This window comes from Gibbsiella greigii (assembly GCF_039540155.1).
Classification (GTDB): domain Bacteria; phylum Pseudomonadota; class Gammaproteobacteria; order Enterobacterales; family Enterobacteriaceae; genus Gibbsiella; species Gibbsiella quercinecans.
In genome coordinates, this window is sequence record NZ_BAABEM010000006.1 from 20,064 (window position 1) to 39,840 (window position 19,777).

General features: G+C 55.3%; 18 protein-coding genes. 4 read left to right on the forward strand and 14 right to left on the reverse strand.

Going from position 1 to position 19,777, the window contains the following annotated elements; translation table 11 throughout:
• Positions 1-2 precede the first annotated feature (2 nt).
• The 13 genes from lpxA to rpsB all read right to left on the reverse strand — a co-directional run bounded on the left by lpxA (position 3) and on the right by rpsB (position 13,789).
• Positions 3-791: an acyl-ACP--UDP-N-acetylglucosamine O-acyltransferase gene (lpxA, locus tag AC559G_RS03375; protein ID WP_438599734.1), complete on the reverse strand. Its 789-nt coding sequence runs from the start codon at positions 789-791 to the stop codon at positions 3-5.
• A 3-nt stretch (positions 792-794) separates the two neighbouring features.
• The gene (gene fabZ, locus AC559G_RS03380) at positions 795-1,250 is read right to left on the reverse strand and encodes a 3-hydroxyacyl-ACP dehydratase FabZ (RefSeq protein WP_145957819.1); all 456 of its coding nucleotides are present in this window, start codon (positions 1,248-1,250) and stop codon (positions 795-797) included.
• A 355-nt stretch (positions 1,251-1,605) separates the two neighbouring features.
• Positions 1,606-2,634 (reverse strand): UDP-3-O-(3-hydroxymyristoyl)glucosamine N-acyltransferase, encoded by a 1,029-nt coding sequence (lpxD, locus tag AC559G_RS03385; RefSeq protein WP_498911314.1) that lies wholly within the window; start codon positions 2,632-2,634, stop codon positions 1,606-1,608.
• A 3-nt stretch (positions 2,635-2,637) separates the two neighbouring features.
• On the reverse strand, positions 2,638-3,135 hold the full coding sequence (gene skp / locus AC559G_RS03390) for a molecular chaperone Skp (protein ID WP_095847460.1): 498 nt from the start codon (positions 3,133-3,135) through the stop codon (positions 2,638-2,640).
• 214 nt (positions 3,136-3,349) lie between these two features.
• A complete protein-coding gene (gene bamA / locus AC559G_RS03395; protein ID WP_438599737.1) occupies positions 3,350-5,755 on the reverse strand; it encodes an outer membrane protein assembly factor BamA in 2,406 nt (801 codons plus the stop codon).
• A 35-nt stretch (positions 5,756-5,790) separates the two neighbouring features.
• Positions 5,791-7,146, reverse strand: a complete 1,356-nt coding sequence (gene rseP / locus AC559G_RS03400; RefSeq protein ID WP_498911317.1) for a sigma E protease regulator RseP — start codon at positions 7,144-7,146, stop codon at positions 5,791-5,793.
• Between the two features lie 29 nt (positions 7,147-7,175).
• Positions 7,176-8,024, reverse strand: coding sequence for a phosphatidate cytidylyltransferase (gene cdsA, locus AC559G_RS03405; RefSeq protein ID WP_498911319.1), 849 nt, complete (start codon positions 8,022-8,024; stop codon positions 7,176-7,178).
• Positions 8,025-8,033: 9 nt separating this feature from the next.
• Positions 8,034-8,792 carry a (2E,6E)-farnesyl-diphosphate-specific ditrans,polycis-undecaprenyl-diphosphate synthase gene (ispU, locus tag AC559G_RS03410; RefSeq protein ID WP_279029257.1) on the reverse strand — a complete coding sequence of 253 codons (759 nt, stop codon included), beginning with the start codon at positions 8,790-8,792 and terminating at the stop codon, positions 8,034-8,036.
• A gap of 279 nt (positions 8,793-9,071) precedes the next feature.
• Entirely contained in the window at positions 9,072-10,268 is a 1,197-nt protein-coding gene (ispC, locus tag AC559G_RS03415; protein WP_438599739.1) for a 1-deoxy-D-xylulose-5-phosphate reductoisomerase, read from the reverse strand.
• Between the two features lie 158 nt (positions 10,269-10,426).
• On the reverse strand, positions 10,427-10,984 hold the full coding sequence (gene frr, locus AC559G_RS03420; RefSeq protein ID WP_279029104.1) for a ribosome recycling factor: 558 nt from the start codon (positions 10,982-10,984) through the stop codon (positions 10,427-10,429).
• Between the two features lie 174 nt (positions 10,985-11,158).
• On the reverse strand, positions 11,159-11,884 hold the full coding sequence (gene pyrH, locus AC559G_RS03425) for a UMP kinase (RefSeq protein WP_279029103.1): 726 nt from the start codon (positions 11,882-11,884) through the stop codon (positions 11,159-11,161).
• A 147-nt stretch (positions 11,885-12,031) separates the two neighbouring features.
• Positions 12,032-12,883, reverse strand: coding sequence for a translation elongation factor Ts (gene tsf / locus AC559G_RS03430; RefSeq protein ID WP_279029102.1), 852 nt, complete (start codon positions 12,881-12,883; stop codon positions 12,032-12,034).
• Positions 12,884-13,063: 180 nt separating this feature from the next.
• Entirely contained in the window at positions 13,064-13,789 is a 726-nt protein-coding gene (gene rpsB, locus AC559G_RS03435; protein WP_279029098.1) for a 30S ribosomal protein S2, read from the reverse strand.
• Between the two features lie 407 nt (positions 13,790-14,196).
• Here rpsB and map point away from each other — a divergent pair, with 407 nt between their 5' ends.
• The 4 genes from map (at position 14,197) to AC559G_RS03455 (ending at position 19,244) form a co-directional block, all read left to right on the forward strand.
• Complete coding sequence (map, locus tag AC559G_RS03440; RefSeq protein ID WP_498911323.1) at positions 14,197-14,991, forward strand: type I methionyl aminopeptidase; 795 nt, start codon at positions 14,197-14,199, stop codon at positions 14,989-14,991.
• Positions 14,992-15,125: 134 nt separating this feature from the next.
• Complete coding sequence (gene glnD / locus AC559G_RS03445) at positions 15,126-17,804, forward strand: bifunctional uridylyltransferase/uridylyl-removing protein GlnD (RefSeq protein ID WP_498911325.1); 2,679 nt, start codon at positions 15,126-15,128, stop codon at positions 17,802-17,804.
• Positions 17,805-17,846: 42 nt separating this feature from the next.
• Positions 17,847-18,671, forward strand: a complete 825-nt coding sequence (dapD, locus tag AC559G_RS03450) for a 2,3,4,5-tetrahydropyridine-2,6-dicarboxylate N-succinyltransferase (protein ID WP_095847449.1) — start codon at positions 17,847-17,849, stop codon at positions 18,669-18,671.
• 186 nt (positions 18,672-18,857) lie between these two features.
• On the forward strand, positions 18,858-19,244 hold the full coding sequence (locus AC559G_RS03455; protein WP_279029787.1) for a DUF3461 family protein: 387 nt from the start codon (positions 18,858-18,860) through the stop codon (positions 19,242-19,244).
• Between the two features lie 57 nt (positions 19,245-19,301).
• On the opposite strand, the gene AC559G_RS03460 is transcribed toward AC559G_RS03455, so the two are convergent.
• Complete coding sequence (locus AC559G_RS03460; RefSeq protein ID WP_279029793.1) at positions 19,302-19,751, reverse strand: flavodoxin; 450 nt, start codon at positions 19,749-19,751, stop codon at positions 19,302-19,304.
• Positions 19,752-19,777 lie beyond the last annotated feature (26 nt).

The following is a 19,777-nucleotide window of genomic DNA, read 5'->3' on the forward strand; positions in this document are numbered from 1 at the left end:
AATCAGCGAATAATGCCGCGGGTGGAACGGCTAAAGAAATCGAGATATTGCTGCACCACCGGCTGTTGTTTCACCAGTTCAGCAAGCTCTGCTTTAGCTTCATCCAGCGTCTTCTCACTGCGGTAGATGATCTTGTAGGCAGTGCGAATCGCCTGCATTTCATCTTTATCAAAACCACGGCGTTTAAGGCCGACGGCGTTGATGCCGAAAGGCGTCGCATGGTTGCCCTGTGCAATGACAAAAGGAGGTACGTCTTGCGCAACGCCGGAACAGCCGCCAACCATCACATGGGCGCCAATGATGCAGAACTGGTGGATTGCCGTCATGCCGCCAATGATGGCGTGATCGTCAATTTCCACGTGGCCTGCCAGCGTCGCGTTGTTGGCGAGAATGCACGAATCGCCCACCACGCAGTCATGAGCGACATGCACGTTGACCATCAGCAGGTTACCGCTGCCGACTTTGGTCACACCGTGACCTTGTACCGTCCCACGATGAATGGTGACGCTTTCGCGTATGCTGTTGCGATCGCCGATTTCCACACGCGTGGGCTCGCCCGCGTATTTCAGATCCTGGTTTACCTCACCGATGGAAGCAAACTGATAGATCTGGTTTTCGCGGCCGATACGGGTAATACCGTTCACCACGACATGGGATTTCAGCACCGTACCTTCGCCGATTTCCACCTGGGAGCCGACGTAGCAGAAGGGACCGATATGCGCGCCAGCGCCGATCACGGCGCCCTCTTCAACAATCGCGCTTGGGTGGATAAAGGCGGTTTTGTCTGTCACAGATTAAGCCTCCCGGCTACGGGCACACATCATGGTTGCTTCACAAGCAATTTTACCGTCGACGGTCGTGACCCCTTTAAAGCGCGTCAGACCACGACGAGTTTTTTCGAAAGTGACTTCCATGATCATTTGATCCCCTGGCACAACGGGGCGCTTGAATCGCGCTTCGTCAATCCCGGCGAAGTAGTACAGCTCGCCTGGCTCCAGTTTACCGACGCTTTTGAATGCCAGAATGCCGGTGGCCTGCGCCATCGCTTCCAGGATCAACACGCCCGGGAAAATCGGCTTACCAGGAAAATGCCCCTGGAAAAACGGTTCGTTTACGGAAACATTCTTCACTGCACGCAGATATTTATGTTCTTCGAACTCCAGTACACGGTCAACCAATAGGAACGGATAACGATGAGGAAGCAGTTCCAAAATCTCTGCAATATCTAGAGTATGAGTGTCAGTAGTCAAAATACTCTTCCTGTCTAAAAAACTTATGATATCAACAACACGGCCTGCATTTATCCCCAAAAGAGGGAGTCAGGCAGGCCGCAAATTAACAACGCAATACGCTTGGGGAACCTGTTCAATCGGCGTTATTATCGCAGACAGTGTAGGCTTGGCGAGCGCGGAAAAACCGGGAACGCACGCAAGGTACGCAAATTTTATCCGTATCGCTCACCAGAGTGAGTGTTAACAAGGCTGCCAGATGCCAGCATGTCTCAACTCGGCCCCTGTCCAAATGGCTGGTAAATGGCCTGTTTGAACCGGTTCCTGGCCTCGCGGCCAACGCATTCGTTTTACCCAGAATGACGGGCGGTAGTGACTAGTCTTTTCCGACTTTTCGTTCGACAGCTTTTAAGCGCTTGCTAATCTCATCGATATTCATCACCAACGCGGCGGTTTTACGCCAAACTTTGTTGGGTTGGAGCGGAATCCCCGAAGAGTATACCCCAGGTTCGGTGATTGGTCGCATAACCATTCCCATGCCGGTCACCACAACCTGATCGGCAATCTCCATATGACCATTGATCACACTGGCGCCGCCGATTTGGCAGTAACGACCGATTTTCAGGCTACCCGCCATGATCACACCACCGGCAACGGCGGTATTCTCACCAATCACCACGTTGTGCGCAATCTGGCACTGGTTGTCGATGATAACACCATTCCCAATCACGGTGTTATCCAGCGCGCCGCGGTCAATGGTGGTACAGGCGCCGATTTCCACGCGATCGCCAATAATCACTGTCCCCAACTGCGGGATTTTGACCCAGTTGCCGCGTTCATTGGCATTGGCATAGCCAAAGCCATCGGCGCCGATCACCGTACCGGATTGGATCAGGCAGTGCTGGCCAATCTCAACTTCATGATAAACCGTAACATTCGCCCACAGGCGAGACCCCGCGCCAATGCGCGCGCGTTGCCCAACAAAGCAACCGGGGCCGATAACAACGTTATCACCCAGCACCGCGCCCGATTCGATAACCGCGTTCGCGCCGACAGCAACATTCTGCCCCAGTTGGGCATCGGCGGCGATCACGGCGCTTGGCGCGATGTCCTGCGCCGGTGAAGGCGTGGTATCCATCAACTGCGCCATACGCGCGTAGGTGAGGTAGGGATTTTTCACTACCAGCGCCGCACACTTGCAGTGCGGTAAATCCGCCTCGGTAAGCACGATAGCGCTCGCCTGGCAGACCGCCAGTTGTTCTTGATAACGGCTGTTTGACAAAAACGTGATTTGGCCAGCCTGTGCCGAATGCATAGAAGCAATGCCGGTGATGACGATATCGCCATCACCGTGCAATTGTGCATCCAACCGCTGTGCTAAATCAGCCAGTCGAATTGAAGGCATGTCTTATTTAACCTGTTTCAGCACGTCAGCAGTAATATCTTTAGACGTTCCTGCGTAAGCAACGGCGTTGGCGTCGATCACCACGTCATAGCCTTCTTTGCTGGCGACAGATTTCACCGCGTCCTGAATACGGCTCAGGATTTTGTTACGTTCTTCCATCTGGCGGCGACGGTTGTCCTGCTCGAAAGCCTGGGCTTTCTGAGAGAACTGCTCGCGCTGCGCCATCACGTCTTTTTCCAGTTTGGTACGTTCGCTGGCTTTCATGGTAGAACCATCGCGCTGCAGCTTCTGCATTTTGGTCTGCAAGCTGCGCTCCATGTTCTGGAGTTCGCCCGCACGGCCTTTGAACTCATTTTCCAACTGCTTAGCCACGGTGTCACGTGCCGGTAATTGCTGGAAAATGCTGGCTACGTTCACTACAGCGATTTTATCTGCAGCCTGAACGCCAGCCGAAGCAGCCATTGCTAAACCGAGGCCTGCGGCACACAACCACTTTTTCACTATAAACTCCTTACCATCACCCATATGTGTCATACGACACTTTGAAGTACACAATTTGCCAGACACATTCCGCCAGACAATGAGAATTATCCCTCTCTGGCAGGGCAAGGCCCGGCAATGTGATGCTCAGCTACTGCTTATACCTTCGTTCTACAGGTTGCAGAAGGCTTTCCTGCAACCTGTCATCGGCGCCCCTCAAAGAGGAACCGGCCCGTTACCAGGTCTTGCCGATGTTAAACTGGAACTGCTCTGACTTATCGCCATCATATTTCTTGATAGGATCGGCGTACGAGAACACCAGCGGCCCCAACGGCGACATCCACTGCAGCGCGATACCGGCAGAAACGCGGATATTGCCCGCCTTGCTGTAATCCGGAATATCATACATCCGCGTCAGATCGGTGTTCTGCCACTTGGTGTCCCACACGGTACCGGCGTCGACAAACAGCGAGGTACGCACAGAGTTGGCGTATTTTTCACTGATGAACGGCGTTGGCGTAATCAATTCCATGCTGGCAACCGCCATGGCGTTACCGCCCACCGCATCGTCAGAGTTACAGATCGTGGTGCTGCCGGAGCAACTGTACGAATTGGAATTGTAGTATACCGCTTTCGGCCCGATGGTATTGGACTGGAAGCCACGTACGGTACTGGAGCCACCGGCATAGAAGTTTTCATAGAACGGCATCTCTTTGCCGCCTAGCCCGTCGGCGTAGCCCAAGCGGCCACGGCCCAACAGCACCCAAGTGCGATCTTCGTTGATCGGCACATACTGCACGCTGTCTAACGTCAGCTTGTAGTAGGAGTTGTCAGAGCCTGGGATCGTCACCTTACCGTTCAGCGTGGTGCGGTTACCGGCGGTTGGGAAGTAGCCGCGGTCAAGGTTGTTATAGGTCCAACCCAGGTTCAGCGTAAAGTCGTCAGCCTTGTAGCTGGCGCGATCGGTGTCGTTTGGATTCTGGCCCACGGACTCCAGGTAACGCCACATGGCGATCTGCGGCTGCATATCCGACAACGAGTTATGCACGTAGCCCAGGCCGGCGCGCAACGAGTTGAACTCGTTGATTGGGAAGCCCAACGTGCCGTCAAGGCCGTAGCTCTTGTTGGTATAGTCCGACAGATCGGCGTCGTATGCTTTAAAGCTGTTGTAGAAGATGCGGCCACCCAGACTGACACCGTCAACGGTGAAGTAGGGGTTGGTTACCGACAGTTCGGAATACGTCTGGTAGTCGTTCTTGGTGCCGCTGATCCCGACAGAATAGCCGGTACCTAGCCAGTTATCCTGCTGAACGCCCGCCTGGAAGCTGACGCCGCTTTCCGTACCGTAACCGATACCGAAGTTCAAGGTACCGGTATTGCGCTCTTTCACCTTGTAGGTCACGTCCACCTGATCGGCGGTGCCGGGAACGCGCTGGGTTTCAACATCAACGGTTTCAAAGTAGCCCAGGCGGTTCAAACGCTCTTTACCCTGCTCAACCTGATCGTTACCCAACCATGCGCCTTCCATCTGACGCATTTCGCGACGCAGCACCGAGTCTTTACTGGTGTCGTTGCCTTCGAACTTGATCCGGCGCACATAGAAACGGTTGCCGGCATCAACGTTGACGTGCAGCTTGACGGTTTTATCCGCGTCGTTGATTTCCGGCTGGGTCTGTACGCGCGGGTAAGCATAACCATAACGGCCAAACATCTTCTTGATGTTGTCTTCCATCTTGGTCACTTTGCTGCCGTTATACAGCTCGCCCGGCTCGATTTTGGTCAGCTGCGTCACTTCCGCCGAGTGGCCGGCCAGGCTGCCGTTCACCACTACATCGGACAGTTTGTACTGTTCGCCTTCGGTGATATTGATGGTGATATAGATGCCTTTTTTATCCGGCGTCAGGCTGACCTGCGTCGAATCGATATTGAAACGCGCATAGCCGCGATCCAGGTAGAAGCTGCGCAGGACTTCAAGATCCCCTGCCAGTTTCTGTTTCTGGTATTTACGATCGCCGACAACGTTCCACCACGGCACTTCATCACGCAGTTGGAAGCGGGAAATCAGCTCATCGTTGGTGAAGGCATGATTCCCCACGATATTGATTTGTTGAATCTTGGCGGAAACCCCTTCCGTGAAGACAAGTTTAAGATCGACACGGTTGCGCGGCAACGGCGTAACCACGGCTTTCACCGAGGCGCTGTACTTACCGACGCTGTAGTAGAAGTCTTCCAGGCCTTTTTCAATGCTGGAAATCGTGGTGCGATCGAGTGCTTCCCCCACCCGGACGCCGGAGGCTTCCAGGTTTTGCTTGAGCATGTCATCTTTCACCGATTTGTTGCCGGAGAAGGTGATGCTGGCAATGGTTGGGCGCTCTTTCACCTGGACGATCAGCGTATTCCCATCACGCAGGACGCGGACGTCCTCGAAGTTGCCCGTGGCAAACAACGCGCGGATGGTATTACTGATGTCATCGTCAGTGACGGTATCGCCTACGCGAACCGGCATATTGAGTAACGCCGCACCGACGGCAACCCGTTGCAGGCCTTCGAAATGAATATCTCTCACTACGAACCCGTCTGCACCGTATACGGTGGCGCTGCCAAACAGCAGCGACGCTATGAGCAACTTTTTCATCGCCATCGTTGTTATGCGTTCTTCCTAACCTGTCCCCGCCCCTAAAGGCGAGAAAAATCATTGAAAAGCGCAAGCCCCATCAGCAACACCAGCACGATCGATCCAATGCGGTAGCTGTAGTCCTGCACTCGCTCAGAAACCGGCCCTCCCTTCAGCTTTTCTATCGCCAAGAAGAGAAGATGCCCACCATCTAATACCGGCAAGGGGAACAGGTTGATGATCCCGAGGTTGACGCTAATCAACGCCAGAAACATCATGTAGTACACAAACCCGACCCCGGCTGACGCCCCTGCTCCCTGTGCAATAGAGATAGGGCCGCTTAGGTTATCCAGCTTTACATCACCGGTTATTAATTTACCCAGCATGCTGACCGTAAGCCGCATCAGTTGCCAGGTTTTGTCCCCGGCCTGATACAGCGCCTGGAACGGCCCATACTGACGAATCGTTTTGTACTCATCCGGCAGCGGCAACACTTTCGGAATTATACCGGCAAATCCAACCACCTTGCCTTTGCCCACCGGCTTTGTATCCGGAATCAGCGTTAAAGACAAGGGGGCGCCGTTTCTTTCAATCTCTAAAGCCAGCGCTTGCCCCGGGCCGTCGTGGATTCGCTTCACCAGCGTTTGCCAACGCCCCAACAGTTGCCCATCGACTTTAACGATCCTGTCCCCAGCTTGCAAACCCGCCTTTTGCGCCGCCGACCCGGTTTGTACTTCAGCCAGTACCGATTCTATCTGTGGACCGCGTGGAATAATACCCAGCGATACCACGGGATCCTGCTGGTCCGGTTCAAAGTGCCAATCGCGCAAATCCAGCGTTTTATGCACCACTTGCGAACTGCCAAACGGCGCGATACCCACATCGCTTTGCGCATCGCCGATTTTACCGACCAGGGCCAAACGAACAGATTCCCAATCAGGCGTTTCGATACCGTCAACGGACTTTAGTTCCATTCCAGGAGAAATTTGCGCCTGCTCGGCGATGGATTGCGGCGATATTTCACCGATCACGGGGCGGTAGCTGGGCACACCGATGATGAACACCAGCCAGTAAGCAAGAATGGCGAACAGAAAGTTGGCGACAGGCCCGGCGCTGACGATCGCCGCACGCTGCCAGACGGTCTTGTTGTTGAAGGCACTATGGCGCCGCTCCGGAGCCACCGTATCAACGCGTTCATCCAACATTTTGACGTAGCCGCCCAGCGGGATGAGCGCAATCACATATTCTGTGCCCTGCCGATCGGTGCGCCGCCATAGCGCGCGGCCAAAACCGATTGAAAAGCGTTCAACGTAGACACCGCAGCGGCGAGCCACCCAAAAGTGCCCAAACTCATGCACAGTGATCAACACACCGAGAGCAATAATAAACGCTACCAGGTTCCAGAGCACACTGACCATTCTATCTCCACTTCGCCGCTACTGACGGATTAAAACACTAACAGCATCAGGCAAGCAAATACAGGCACTGCCGCAGTTAGGCTATCGATACGATCCAGTATCCCGCCGTGCCCAGGTATCAGGCTACCGCTGTCTTTGATACCCGCTTCGCGTTTGAACATGCTTTCCGTCAGATCGCCCAGCACCGAGGCCAGCGCGGCGATCACCGAACAGACAAGCAGCGTCACTGGCACCACGCTCAGCGGCGCATAACGGCCAAACAGCCAGGAAATTACCGCCGAGGTAACCAAACCGCCAATCAGCCCTTCCCAAGTCTTGCCTGGCGAAACCTTCGGCGCCAGCTTGTGTTTACCGAACAGCTTGCCAAACATATAGGCGCCGGAATCCGCGCCCCACACCAATAGCATCACGTACAGCAGCCACCAGGCGCCGGTAAACGGGTTTTGGGCATAATCATATTGGCGCAGCGCCAACATGCCCCAAAAGAACGGCACGATGGTCAACAGGCCGAAAATCAGGCGCAGCGAGCGCGAATTGCGCCACATGCCGGCAGAGCCAGGGTAAAACAGCACCAGTAACAATGCGGCCAGCCACCAGGCCAGCGACAGCCATAGCGAGCCGCCTATCTGCAGCAAATGGACGGAATGTTGATAAGCAGGAATGCTCAGCACCATCAGCGCCAACAGCAGGCCGCACAACACGGCCAGCCAAATGCGCTGGGAACGGGAAGCGAAGCCGGCCAGCGGCCCCCACTCCCAGGCGGCCAACATGCACACCGCGAGCGTGACCAGCGTAAAGCCAAGCGGCGGCAGCAAGAACAAAGCCGCAATAACAACCGGTATTAAAATCAGAGCGGTAATGAGGCGATACTTCAGCAAAAGTTCCCCCTAGGACACATGGGTGCCGATAGGTGTTGTTCCCCCGAAGCGACGCTCACGTTGTGCAAACGCATTCAGCGCACCTTCAAAGACAAGTTCATCAAAATCGGGCCAGAGCACATCGGTAAAATACAGTTCAGCATACGCAATCTGCCACAGCAGGAAATTACTGATGCGATGCTCGCCACCGGTGCGGATCACCAGATCCACTGGCGCCAAATCGCTCATACAAATTTTTTCGCTCAGTAAACGCTCACTGATTTGGGACGGGCGCAGCATGCCTTCCTGCACCTGCTCAGCCAGTTGCCTGACACCCTGAATGATATCCCAACGGCCGCCATAATTCGCAGCGATATTCAGCGTTAGCCCATCGTTATTTTCCGTCAGCTGTTCAGAACGGCGGATCCGCTCTTGCAGCCGCTCGCTGAAACGGCTGGTATCGCCGATAACACGCAACCGGACATTATGTTTATGAAGGCTTTTTACTTCGCTGTCCAACGCACGGACAAACAGTTCCATCAATGCAGAGACTTCTTGAGCCGGACGATTCCAGTTCTCGCTGCTGAAGGCATAAAGCGTGAGCGCATCCAAATGGTGGCTGGCAGCGAAACTGACCGCCCGACGCACGGATTTCACTCCTGCTTTATGACCGAAGACACGTAATTTACCCTGACGTTTAGCCCAACGCCCGTTACCATCCATGATAATAGCGACATGACGTGGCCCAGGTGCGGACGGATTAGCCTCTTGTTGATTTGCGGACGACATAACTCGTACTTATTTCCTCAATAGAAATACAACAGCCTTCCCGGAATAAAGAGCCCTTGCGCGCGCAAAAAAAGCCGCGTGCCCGACACGGCTTTTTAGTCTGCCCGCCAATGCCCCAGAAAGCCCCCGGAAATCGCCTGGCGACATCGCCAGACCGGCCATTATTCAACGGTATATCCGCTGACAGGTGGCGCAGACTATATCACCTCAGCAGGACACGAACAAACAACCCCACTTCAGCCACACTATTAACCGCCAAAAATCAGGAAATATCGAACGCTAATTACGCAGAGCCGCCACCATGCCGGCAGCGGTTTCGCGTGCCTGGCGATCGATCGCCAGAACTTCGTCGATGCTGGCCGGTTCCGGCAGCGCCAGTTGCTCAACCACGCGGCGGTTAACCGATGCAATATCGCTAAAGCGGATTTGATGCTGCAAAAACGCCGCGACCGCGATTTCATTGGCGGCGTTGAGCGTGGTGGTCGCCGCCTGGCCGGCATCGCAAGCCTCGATCGCCAGATACAGGCAAGGGTAGCGTTTGGGATCGGGCTCAGAGAAGCTCAGCGCTCCCATGCGGCAGAAATCCAACGCCGCCACGCCCGAGCTGACGCGCTGCGGATAGGCCATTGCATGCGCGATCGGCGTACGCATGTCCGGCGTGCCTAACTGCGCGATCACGCTGCCGTCAACATAGCGCACCATCGAGTGAATCACCGACTGCGGGTGCAAAATCACTTCCATTTGCTCAGCCGAGGCATTAAATAACCAGCGGGCTTCAATATATTCCAGACCTTTGTTCATCATGGTGGCGGAATCGACCGATATCTTGCGCCCCATCGACCAATTGGGGTGGGCGCAGGCCTGATCCGGCGTCACGTCCGCCAGTTGTTCTGGCGGCGTCGTGCGGAACGGCCCGCCAGAGCCGGTCAGTACGATGCGTGAAATCCCATGATCCTGCAAAGAAGCATATCCCAACTGGCGCTGAATGCTCTCGGGCAAACTCTGAAAAATCGCGTTATGTTCGCTATCCAACGGCAGCAGTTGCGCTTTACTCTTTTGCACCGCATCCATAAACAAACGGCCGCAGGTCACCAGGGATTCCTTATTGGCCAGCAATACCTGCTTGCCCGCGCGCACCGCCGCCATAGTCGGCAGCAGGCCGGCTGCGCCCACAATAGCCGCCGTCACCTGATCAACGCCACTCAGCGCGGCCAGTTCACAGGCAGACTGTTCCCCGGCCAACACCTCGGTTTTCACACCGTTTTCCGCCAGCACGGCACGCAGTTCGCGCGCGGCGCCTTCGTCCGCCATGGCCGCGTAGTCCGGCCGAAATTCCATGCATTGACGAGCCATTACCGCGACATTACGCCCGGCCACCAGGGCCTTAATCGCGAAACGCTCGGGGTTTTCCCTGACCACGGCCAGGGTGCTGGTGCCCACAGAGCCGGTGGAGCCCAGAATAGTCAGTTGCTTCATGAGTTCGCTCTGAATAACCGTCTGAATCAGATCGGAGGTGCACCAGTTTGAAACCTTCGCTACCGCTTGTCTATGATCTTTCAGTACGGTGAAACGGGATCTGCTTCATAAAAAACAAAGCGCCGCACAGGCGACGCTTGATAACCGCTAAGTGCTGATTAGAAATCCATCAACTCTTTTTCTTTGTCCGCCAGGGCGGCATCAACCTGCTTGATGTAGACGTCGGTCAGTTTCTGAATATCATCTTGTGAACGGCGCTCTTCGTCTTCGCTGATCTCTTTATCCTTCAGCAGCGCTTTCACTTTGTCGTTGGCATCGCGACGCACGTTGCGCACGGCCACACGGCCTTGCTCAGCCTCACCACGCACCACTTTGATCAGATCCTTACGGCGCTCTTCCGTCAGCGGCGGCAGCGGAACACGAATGTCAGAACCGGCAGAGGATGGGTTCAGGCCCAGATCGGATGTCATGATGGCTTTTTCAACGGCCTGGCTCAGGGAGCGGTCGAACACGTTGATTTTCAGCGTGCGGGAGTCTTCAACCGTCACGTTAGCCAGTTGGCGCAGCGGCGTAGCAACGCCATAGTATTCCACCATGATGCCGTCCAGAATGCTTGGAGAAGCACGGCCGGTGCGAATTTTGCTGATTTGGTTTTTAAATGCTTCGACGCTTTTTTCCATGCGTGCTTGCGCATCTTTTCTGATGTCGTTGATCACGTTGCGAACCCTTGGAAGCTGGTTACTTGGCAGGCCATAACGCATTACAGCCCGTGCGTTTCACTTGGCGCCTATCCCGCGTGCCGTTTGGCCTGGCATAGACTCAAAAGCGTGAACAGAACATCGCGCACCGGGCGCTGCCGTTCCCGCTCATTAAAATCATGCGATCGGCAATCACTTGCTGATCAGAGTACCTTCGTTTTCACCCATCACCACGCGGCGCAGCGCGCCAGGCTTGTTCATATTGAATACGCGGATCGGCAGGCCATGATCCCGGGCCAGCGTAAACGCCGCCAGGTCCATCACTTTCAGCTCGCGTTCCAGCACGTCCTGATAGGTTAATTGTTCATAAAGCGTTGCATCCGGATTTTTCACCGGGTCAGCAGAGTATACACCATCCACTTTAGTCGCTTTCAATACTACGTCCGCTTCAATTTCAATCCCACGCAGGCAAGCGGCGGAATCGGTGGTGAAGAACGGGTTACCGGTGCCGGCGGAAAAAATCACTACGCGGTTGTTGCGCAGCAGGCTGATCGCCTCTGCCCAGCTGTAGTTGTCGCACACGCCATTAAGCGGGATTGCCGACATAAGACGGGCGTTCACATAGGCGCGGTGCAGCGCATCACGCATCGCCAGACCGTTCATTACGGTCGCCAGCATCCCCATATGGTCGCCTACTACGCGATTCATGCCGGCTTGCGCCAGGCCCGCACCGCGGAACAAGTTGCCACCGCCAATCACTACACCGACCTGAATGCCCAGTTCGACCAGCTCTTTCACTTCCTGAGCCATGCGATCCAAAATGCTAGCATCGATACCAAAGCCTTCTGCACCTTGCAGGGCTTCGCCGCTCAGTTTGAGCAGGATACGCTGATATACGGGTTTTGCATTGGTTGCCATGGTGTTTTGTCCTAAGAAGCAGTAATAGTATTGGGGATTTTAGCCGACAAGCAGCGCCTGTCTGAGTATAGCGCGACAGGGGTCATCGTCGGCGATTTCTGGCTGGATAAAACGGAACCGCCTGACCGGCGGTTCCGTTTACAGGCATTAAGACTGTTTGCTCATTGCTGCAACTTCAGCAGCAAAGTCAGTTTCAACTTTCTCGATGCCTTCACCCACTTCAAAGCGGATGAAACCTTTCACGTCAGCGTTGTGTTCTTTCAGCAGCTGAGCAACGGTTTTGCTTGGGTCCATAACGAAGTGCTGGCCGGCCAGAGAAACTTCGCCGGTGAACTTACGCATACGGCCTTCAACCATTTTTTCTGCGATTTCGCGTGGCTTGCCAGACTGCATGGCGATATCCAGCTGAATCTGGTGTTCACGTTCAACCACTTCAGCAGGAACGTCTTCAGGCTTCACGTATTCTGGTTTGCTTGCCGCGATGTGCATCGCGATATGCTTAACCAGTTCTTCGTCAGCGCCGGTTGCAGCAACCAGAACACCGATACGTGCGCCGTGCAGGTAAGAACCCAGCACATCGCCTTCCAGCGCGGCAACGCGGCGGATATTGATGTTTTCACCAATTTTAGCCACCAGCGCGGTACGCTGATCTTCGAATTGCGCTTTCAGCGCTTCGATGTCGGTGATGCGGCCAGCCAGGGCAGCGTTGATCACTTCTTCGCCGAAGGCTTTGAAGCCAGCATCTTTAGCCACGAAGTCGGTTTCGCAGTTCAGTTCAACGATAACCGCGTAGTTACCGTCGATTTTGGTCAGGATGATGCCTTCAGCAGCCACACGGCCTGCTTTCTTGGCAGCCTTAGCCTGGCCGGATTTACGCATGTTGTCGATGGCCAGTTCGATGTCGCCGTTAGCTTCAACCAGCGCTTTCTTACATTCCATCATGCCTGCGCCAGTACGTTCACGCAGTTCTTTTACCAGGGCAGCGGTAATATCAGCCATTTTATTTTCCTCGGTTATCTCGCACGGAGATAGCCCTTCATCTTTCATACCGCGTTGCCGCAACATGAAAGTTATCGGGCATGGTTCTCATTCAGATAAGCAAAGGGGGCCTTTCAGGCCCCCCTAACCAACATATGTCAATACCTGGTTAATAAGGGCTCGGGTTGCGAGCTTGCCTTATTATTCAGCTTCTACGAAGCCTTCTTCCGCCTGAACGGCCAGATCTTGAGAACGACCTTCACGTACAGCGGCAGCAACGGCGGTCAGGTACAGGCTTACTGCACGGATTGCGTCGTCGTTACCAGGGATGATGAAGTCAACGCCGTCCGGATCAGAGTTGGTATCAACGATAGAGAATACCGGGATACCCAGGTTGTTGGCTTCTTTGATCGCGATGTGTTCGTGATCGGCATCGATAACAAACAGAGCGTCTGGCAGGCCACCCATGTCTTTGATACCACCCAGGGAGTTTTCCAGCTTGTCCAGTTCGCGAGTACGCATCAGCGCCTCTTTCTTGGTCAGCTTGTCAAAGGTGCCGTCTTGAGACTGAGTTTCCAGATCTTTCAAACGCTTGATGGACTGACGAACGGTTTTCCAGTTGGTCAGCATGCCGCCCAGCCAACGGTGGTTCACGAAGAACTGATCGCAGTTGGTTGCAGCTTCTTTTACCGCTTCGCTAGCTGCGCGTTTGGTACCAACAAACAGGATCTTGCCTTTACGGGAAGAGATCTTGCTCAATTCAGCCAGCGCTTCGTTGAACATTGGTACGGTTTTCTCAAGGTTGATGATGTGAACTTTGTTGCGAGAACCGAAGATGAAAGGTTTCATTTTCGGGTTCCAGTAACGGGTCTGGTGACCGAAGTGAACACCGGCCTTGAGCATATCGCGCATGGAAACAGTTGCCATGATTAAAACCTCTATAGATTAATTGGGGTTATGCCTCCACGTATCCCATAACGCCGACCCAAAAAGCGCAGACCGCTTTCAGGCACCCCGGCGCATGTGCCGATACGTGTGTGTTATTTACACAATGTGAGTGCAGTTCAGTATTTTCGGCCAGAACCGGCGTTGCCATGAAGAGCAACATCAATGGATCTGCCGGCGCGCTTTATACCATAAACCCGCCCGCGACTCCAACTTTTGTTGCGCTTTCAGCGGCGATTTCATCACGGCCAGGCCCCCGATGGCTCACGCTTTCGCCCGGTTCCCGCCGGCCATGGAAAGAAATGAAATTTGGCAGCGGCCCGGCTGGGCTGGTACCATAGGGTACTGCTTCTCATTGTCGATAATACAGACCCTTGCGGACAACTTTCATGGCAATTTCAATTAAATCATCAGAAGACATCCAGAAAATGCGCGTAGCCGGCCGCCTGGCCGCCGAAGTGCTGGAAATCGTTGGGCCATACGTAAAACCCGGCGTCACCACCGGCGAACTCGACCGTATCTGCCACAACCACATTGTTAACGAACAGCACGCGGTCTCTGCTTGCCTTGGTTACCACGGTTTTCCCAAGTCAGTGTGCATCTCCGTTAACGAAGTCGTCTGCCACGGTATCCCCAGCGATGAAAAAGTGTTGAAAGACGGCGACATCATCAACATTGATGTGACGGTCATCAAAGACGGTTTCCATGGTGATACGTCCACGATGTTCATCGTCGGCAAACCCACCATTCTGGGTGAGCGGCTCTGCCGCATAACGCAAGAGAGCCTGTATCTGGGGCTGAAAATGGTGAAACCGGGCATCCGCCTGCGCTCACTGGGTAAAGCCATTCAGCAATTCGTTGAAGCGGAAAAATTCTCCGTGGTGCGTGAATATTGCGGCCATGGCATCGGCGAAGGGTTCCACGAAGAGCCGCAGGTGCTGCACTATGACGCCGATGACGGCGGCGTGGTACTGCAACCGGGCATGGCATTCACCATCGAGCCGATGGTCAACGCCGGTGACTACCGCATCCGCACCATGAAAGACGGCTGGACGGTAAAAACCAAGGATCGCAGCTTGTCGGCGCAGTACGAGCATACTATTGTGGTTACCGATAACGGCTGCGAGATAATGACGTTGCGCAAGGATGAAACTATCCCCAACATCATTACGCACGAACAATAAAGAAAAGGCGGCCCGCTGCCGCCGTTTCTTGTGATAAGCCGGCTTTATATCTGAGCGTTGGCTCTGCCCCGCACTGGCGGCGGCTGAAACAACGGCGGTGGTATAACCGGCTTTTTTATGGGCTGCTTACTACTATGTCTGAAAATTTTCGCCAACAGGCCGCGCCGGCCATCCCCTCACAGGCCATACCGAAGCAGCCGGAATATCCCAACGCCTATGGCGATGAGGAAATTAATTGCATTGCGCTGAAACAGCGCCTTGAGCAATTCCAGCTTTGGCTGGCCGCAGCTTTCAACGCCGGCGCCAGCGTGGAAAGCCTGGTGGCCGCACGCTGCGAGTTTATCGATCGGCTGTTGCGGCGGCTGTGGTTGTTCTACGGTTTTGAGGATATCCCGGCCACCGCACTGGTGGCGGTGGGCGGCTACGGCCGCGGCGAACTGCACCCGCTTTCCGATATTGATGTGTTGGTGCTGAGCCAACAACGTTTAAGCGACCAGCAAGCGGCGCGGGTGGGCAAATTCATCACCCTGATGTGGGATTTGAAGCTGGAAGTCGGCCACAGCGTGCGTACGCTGGAAGAGTGCCTGCTGGAAGGGCTGGCGGATCTGACCATCGCCACCAACCTGATCGAATCCCGCATGATCTGCGGCGACGTGGCGCTGTTTTTGCAACTGCAAAAACACATCTTCAGCGACGGCTTCTGGCCCTCGTCCAAGTTCTTCCCGGCCAAAGTGGCGGAGCAGCACGAACGCCACCAACGCTACCACGGCACCAGCTACAACCTGGAGCCGGACATCAAAAGCAGCCCCGGTGGCCTGCGCGACATCCATACCCTGCTATGGGTCGCCCGGCGTCACTTCGGCGCCACCTCGCTTGACGAAATGGTCGGCTTCGGTTTTCTGACGCAAGCCGAACGTAACGAACTCAATGAATGCCAGAGCTTCCTGTGGCGCATTCGCTTTGCTCTGCACCTGGTGCTGCCACGCTACGATAACCGGTTGCTGTTCGATCGCCAACTGAGCGTGGCCCAGCTCTTGTGCTACGAAGGCGAAGGCAACCAGCCCGTTGAGCGCATGATGAAAGACTTCTACCGCATGACGCGCCGCGTCGGCGAGCTTAATCACATGCTGTTGCAGTTGTTCGACGAAGCGATTCTGGCCCTCGACGCCACCGAGAAGCCGCGGCCGCTGGACGAGGATTTCCAACTGCGCGGCAACCTGATCGATCTGCGCGACGAAACGCTGTTTATCCGCCAGCCGGAAGCCATCATCCGTATGTTCTACGTGATGGTGCGCAATCGCGAAATCGCCGGCATCTATTCCACCACTGTGCGCCAACTTCGCCATGCCCGCCGCCACCTGAAACAGCCGCTGTGCACGATCCCGCAGGCGCGGGAGCTGTTTATGGCCATTTTGCGCCACCCGGGCGCCGTATCGCGCGCGCTGGTGCCGATGCACCGTCACAGCGTGCTGTCGGCCTATATGCCGCAGTGGGGCAATATCGTCGGCCAGATGCAGTTTGATCTGTTCCACGCCTATACCGTGGATGAACACACGATCCGCGTGCTGCAAAAGCTCGAAAGCTTCGCCGATAATCAAAACCGGCCAAGCCACCCATTGTGCGTCGAGCTGTACACGCGGCTGCCGAATTTGGAGTTGTTGCTGATTGCCGCCCTGTTCCACGATATCGCCAAGGGGCGCGGCGGCGATCACTCGCTGCTCGGCGCACAGGACGTAGCGGAATTCGCCCAGCAGCACGGCCTGAATGTGCGCGAAACCCAACTGGTCGCCTGGCTGGTGCGTTGCCACTTGTTAATGTCGGTCACCGCCCAGCGCCGTGATATTCAGGATCCCGCCGTTATCCAACAGTTCAGCAACGAAGTACAAAACGAAACCCGTCTGCGCTATTTGATTTGCCTGACGGTTGCGGATATCTGCGCCACCAACGAAAGCCTGTGGAACAGTTGGAAGCAAAGCCTGCTGCGCGAGCTGTATTTCGCCACCGAAAAACAGTTGCGCCGCGGCATGCAAAACGGCCCGGATCTGCGCGAACGTGTGCGCCACCACCGCTTGCAGGCGCTGGCGCTATTGCGTATGGATAATATCGACGAAGAGGCGCTGCACCGCATCTGGAGCCGTTGCCGCGCCGATTACTTCCTGCGGCATTCGCCGAACCAGCTGGCCTGGCATGCGCGCCATCTGCTGGCCCATGACTCCACCAAACCGCTGGTGTTATTGAGCCCGCAGGCCACGCGCGGGGGCACCGAGATCTTTATCTGGAGCCCGGACCGACCGTACCTGTTCGCCGCCGTGGCCGGGGAGATGGATCGCCGCAACCTGAGCGTGCATGATGCGCAGATCTTTACCAACCGCGACGGAATGGCGATGGATACCTTCATCGTGCTTGAACCGGACGGCAGCCCGTTGGCGCCGGATCGCCACGAGGCCACGCGTTTCGCGCTGGAGCAGGCGCTAATGCAGCGGGAATACCAACCGCCGCGGACGCGGCGTCCCTCTTCCAAGCTGCGCCACTTCAGCGTGCCGACCGAGGTCACCTTCTTGCCGACCCATACCGATCGCCGCAGCTACCTGGAAATGGTGGCGCTCGATCAGCCCGGTCTGCTGGCGCGGGTGGCGGAAGTGTTCGCCGATCTGGGGGTTTCGCTGCACGGCGCACGTATCTCGACCATCGGCGAACGGGTTGAGGATTTGTTCATTCTTGCCGATAGCGATCGCCGGGCGCTGAATGGCGAAACGCGCAAAAAGTTGGCGCAGCGGCTGGTCGAGGCGCTCAACCCGAACGAAAAAATGTGATACAAGTAATCTTTTGGCTAACAAAATCAGGAAAGAAACAGAATGCAGCAATTACAGAACGTTATTGAAAACGCCTTCGAGCGCCGCGCGGAGATCACCCCGGCGAACGTAGACACGGTAACGCGTGAAGCGGTAAACCAGGTGATCGCCCTGCTGGACAGCGGCGCACTGCGCGTGGCTGAAAAAATCAACGGTCAGTGGGTCACCCATCAATGGCTGAAAAAGGCCGTGCTGCTTTCTTTCCGAATCAGCGACAACAAAGTCATCGACGGCGCCGAAACCCGTTTCTACGATAAAGTGCCCATGAAATTCGCCGATTACGACGAAGCCCGCTTCCAGAAAGAAGGCTTCCGCGTGGTGCCGCCGGCCAGCGTACGCAAAGGGGCATTCATCGCCCGCAATACCGTGCTGATGCCTTCTTATGTCAACATCGGCGCTCACGTGGATGAAGGCACCATGGTGGATACCTGGGCCACCGTCGGCTCATGCGCGCAAATCGGCAAGAACGTTCACCTGTCGGGCGGCGTCGGCATCGGCGGCGTATTGGAACCGCTGCAGGCCAACCCAACCATCATCGAAGACAACTGCTTTATCGGCGCGCGTTCCGAAGTGGTTGAAGGTGTGATCGTGGAAGAAGGTTCCGTGATCTCCATGGGCGTATTTATCGGCCAAAGCACCCGTATTTACGATCGTGAAACCGGTGAAGTTCATTACGGCCGCGTTCCTGCCGGCTCCGTGGTGGTTTCCGGCAACCTGCCTTCCAAAGATGGCACCTACAGCCTGTACTGCGCCGTTATCGTGAAGAAAGTGGATGCGAAAACGCGCAGTAAAGTCGGCATTAATGAGTTATTGAGAACGATCGACTAAAATGAAATGGCGGGTATTTTACCCGCTATTTTTTTATCTTCAATCTGCGGGCGATCACTGCCGTGGGCGGGCGCAGACGCCATAATCACCACATGCGGTATGCCCCGTGGATTGCAGGCGAGCGGCAAACAGGCAGGCACGGCCGGCGTACAGGTATGAAGGGTATAAAATCTAAAGGGGCGCTCTATGTACGATAATCTGAAAAGCTTAGGCATCAACCAACCGGAAGACATCGATCGTTATACACTTCGCCAAGAGGCCAATAACGATATTCTCAAAATTTATTTCCGCAAGGATAAAGGCGAGTTCTTTGCAAAAAGCGTCAAGTTCAAATACCCACGCCAGCGCAAAACCGTGGTTTCGGATAGCAGCCAGGGTTACAAAGAAATCCACGAAATCAACCCAAACCTGCGCTACGTGATCGATGAACTCGATCAGCTATGCCAGCACGAACAGGCGGACGTCGATCTTAAACGCAAAATTCTTGACGATCTGCGCCACCTGGAAAACGTGGTTTCCAACAAGATTGCCGAGATCGAAGCCGATCTGGACAAACTGACGCACGGGAAATAACCTACACTGTGTTGCATCGGGTCGGCGCATCCGCACCGACCCTTCTCCGGCCGCGGGTTATTTCAGCAACGTGCTCCACTGCTCAACCCATGGGCAGGAGATCGCCTCCGGCTCCGGGTGCTCAACCGCATCAATTTCCAACACATCGCCTATCCGTGTCGCCCCCTGCTCCTGCAACAGCGCGTCAAACGCCCTCCCGCCGCCGCAGAAACGCTCGTAGCTGCTATCGCCCAATGCAATCAGGCCATAGCGCAACTCCGGCTGGTAGCCAACCTGATCGCGGATCGCGGCGAACAGCGGCGCGATATTATCGGGCAGATCGCCCTGCCCGGTGGTGGAAGTGATCACCAGCGCATAGTGCTGGCGATAGTATTGCCAGGCTTCCAGCGTGCCTTCTTCGAACAGTTTGACCGTATGCCCCTGCTCGTTAAGAATGTTTTCCGCCTCTTCCGCAACCAGCAAAGCATTACCGTAAACCGTCCCGACGAAAATACCGACCTGAGCCATCGCTCAAACTCCCTTGATGATCCATA

Coding starts and splice junctions, on each gene's coding strand:
- ispU (WP_279029257.1), bottom strand. CDS start 8,792: ATGTCGTCCGCAAATCAACAAGAGGCTAATCCGTCCGCACCTGGGCCA.
- rseP (WP_498911317.1), bottom strand. CDS start 7,146: ATGGTCAGTGTGCTCTGGAACCTGGTAGCGTTTATTATTGCTCTCGGT.
- AC559G_RS03455 (WP_279029787.1), top strand. CDS start 18,858: ATGTACGATAATCTGAAAAGCTTAGGCATCAACCAACCGGAAGACATC.
- bamA (WP_438599737.1), bottom strand. CDS start 5,755: ATGGCGATGAAAAAGTTGCTCATAGCGTCGCTGCTGTTTGGCAGCGCC.
- rpsB (WP_279029098.1), bottom strand. CDS start 13,789: ATGGCAACTGTTTCCATGCGCGATATGCTCAAGGCCGGTGTTCACTTC.
- ispC (WP_438599739.1), bottom strand. CDS start 10,268: ATGAAGCAACTGACTATTCTGGGCTCCACCGGCTCTGTGGGCACCAGC.
- AC559G_RS03460 (WP_279029793.1), bottom strand. CDS start 19,751: ATGGCTCAGGTCGGTATTTTCGTCGGGACGGTTTACGGTAATGCTTTG.
- pyrH (WP_279029103.1), bottom strand. CDS start 11,884: ATGGCAACCAATGCAAAACCCGTATATCAGCGTATCCTGCTCAAACTG.
- dapD (WP_095847449.1), top strand. CDS start 17,847: ATGCAGCAATTACAGAACGTTATTGAAAACGCCTTCGAGCGCCGCGCG.
- map (WP_498911323.1), top strand. CDS start 14,197: ATGGCAATTTCAATTAAATCATCAGAAGACATCCAGAAAATGCGCGTA.
- lpxD (WP_498911314.1), bottom strand. CDS start 2,634: ATGCCTTCAATTCGACTGGCTGATTTAGCACAGCGGTTGGATGCACAA.
- tsf (WP_279029102.1), bottom strand. CDS start 12,883: ATGGCTGATATTACCGCTGCCCTGGTAAAAGAACTGCGTGAACGTACT.
- glnD (WP_498911325.1), top strand. CDS start 15,126: ATGTCTGAAAATTTTCGCCAACAGGCCGCGCCGGCCATCCCCTCACAG.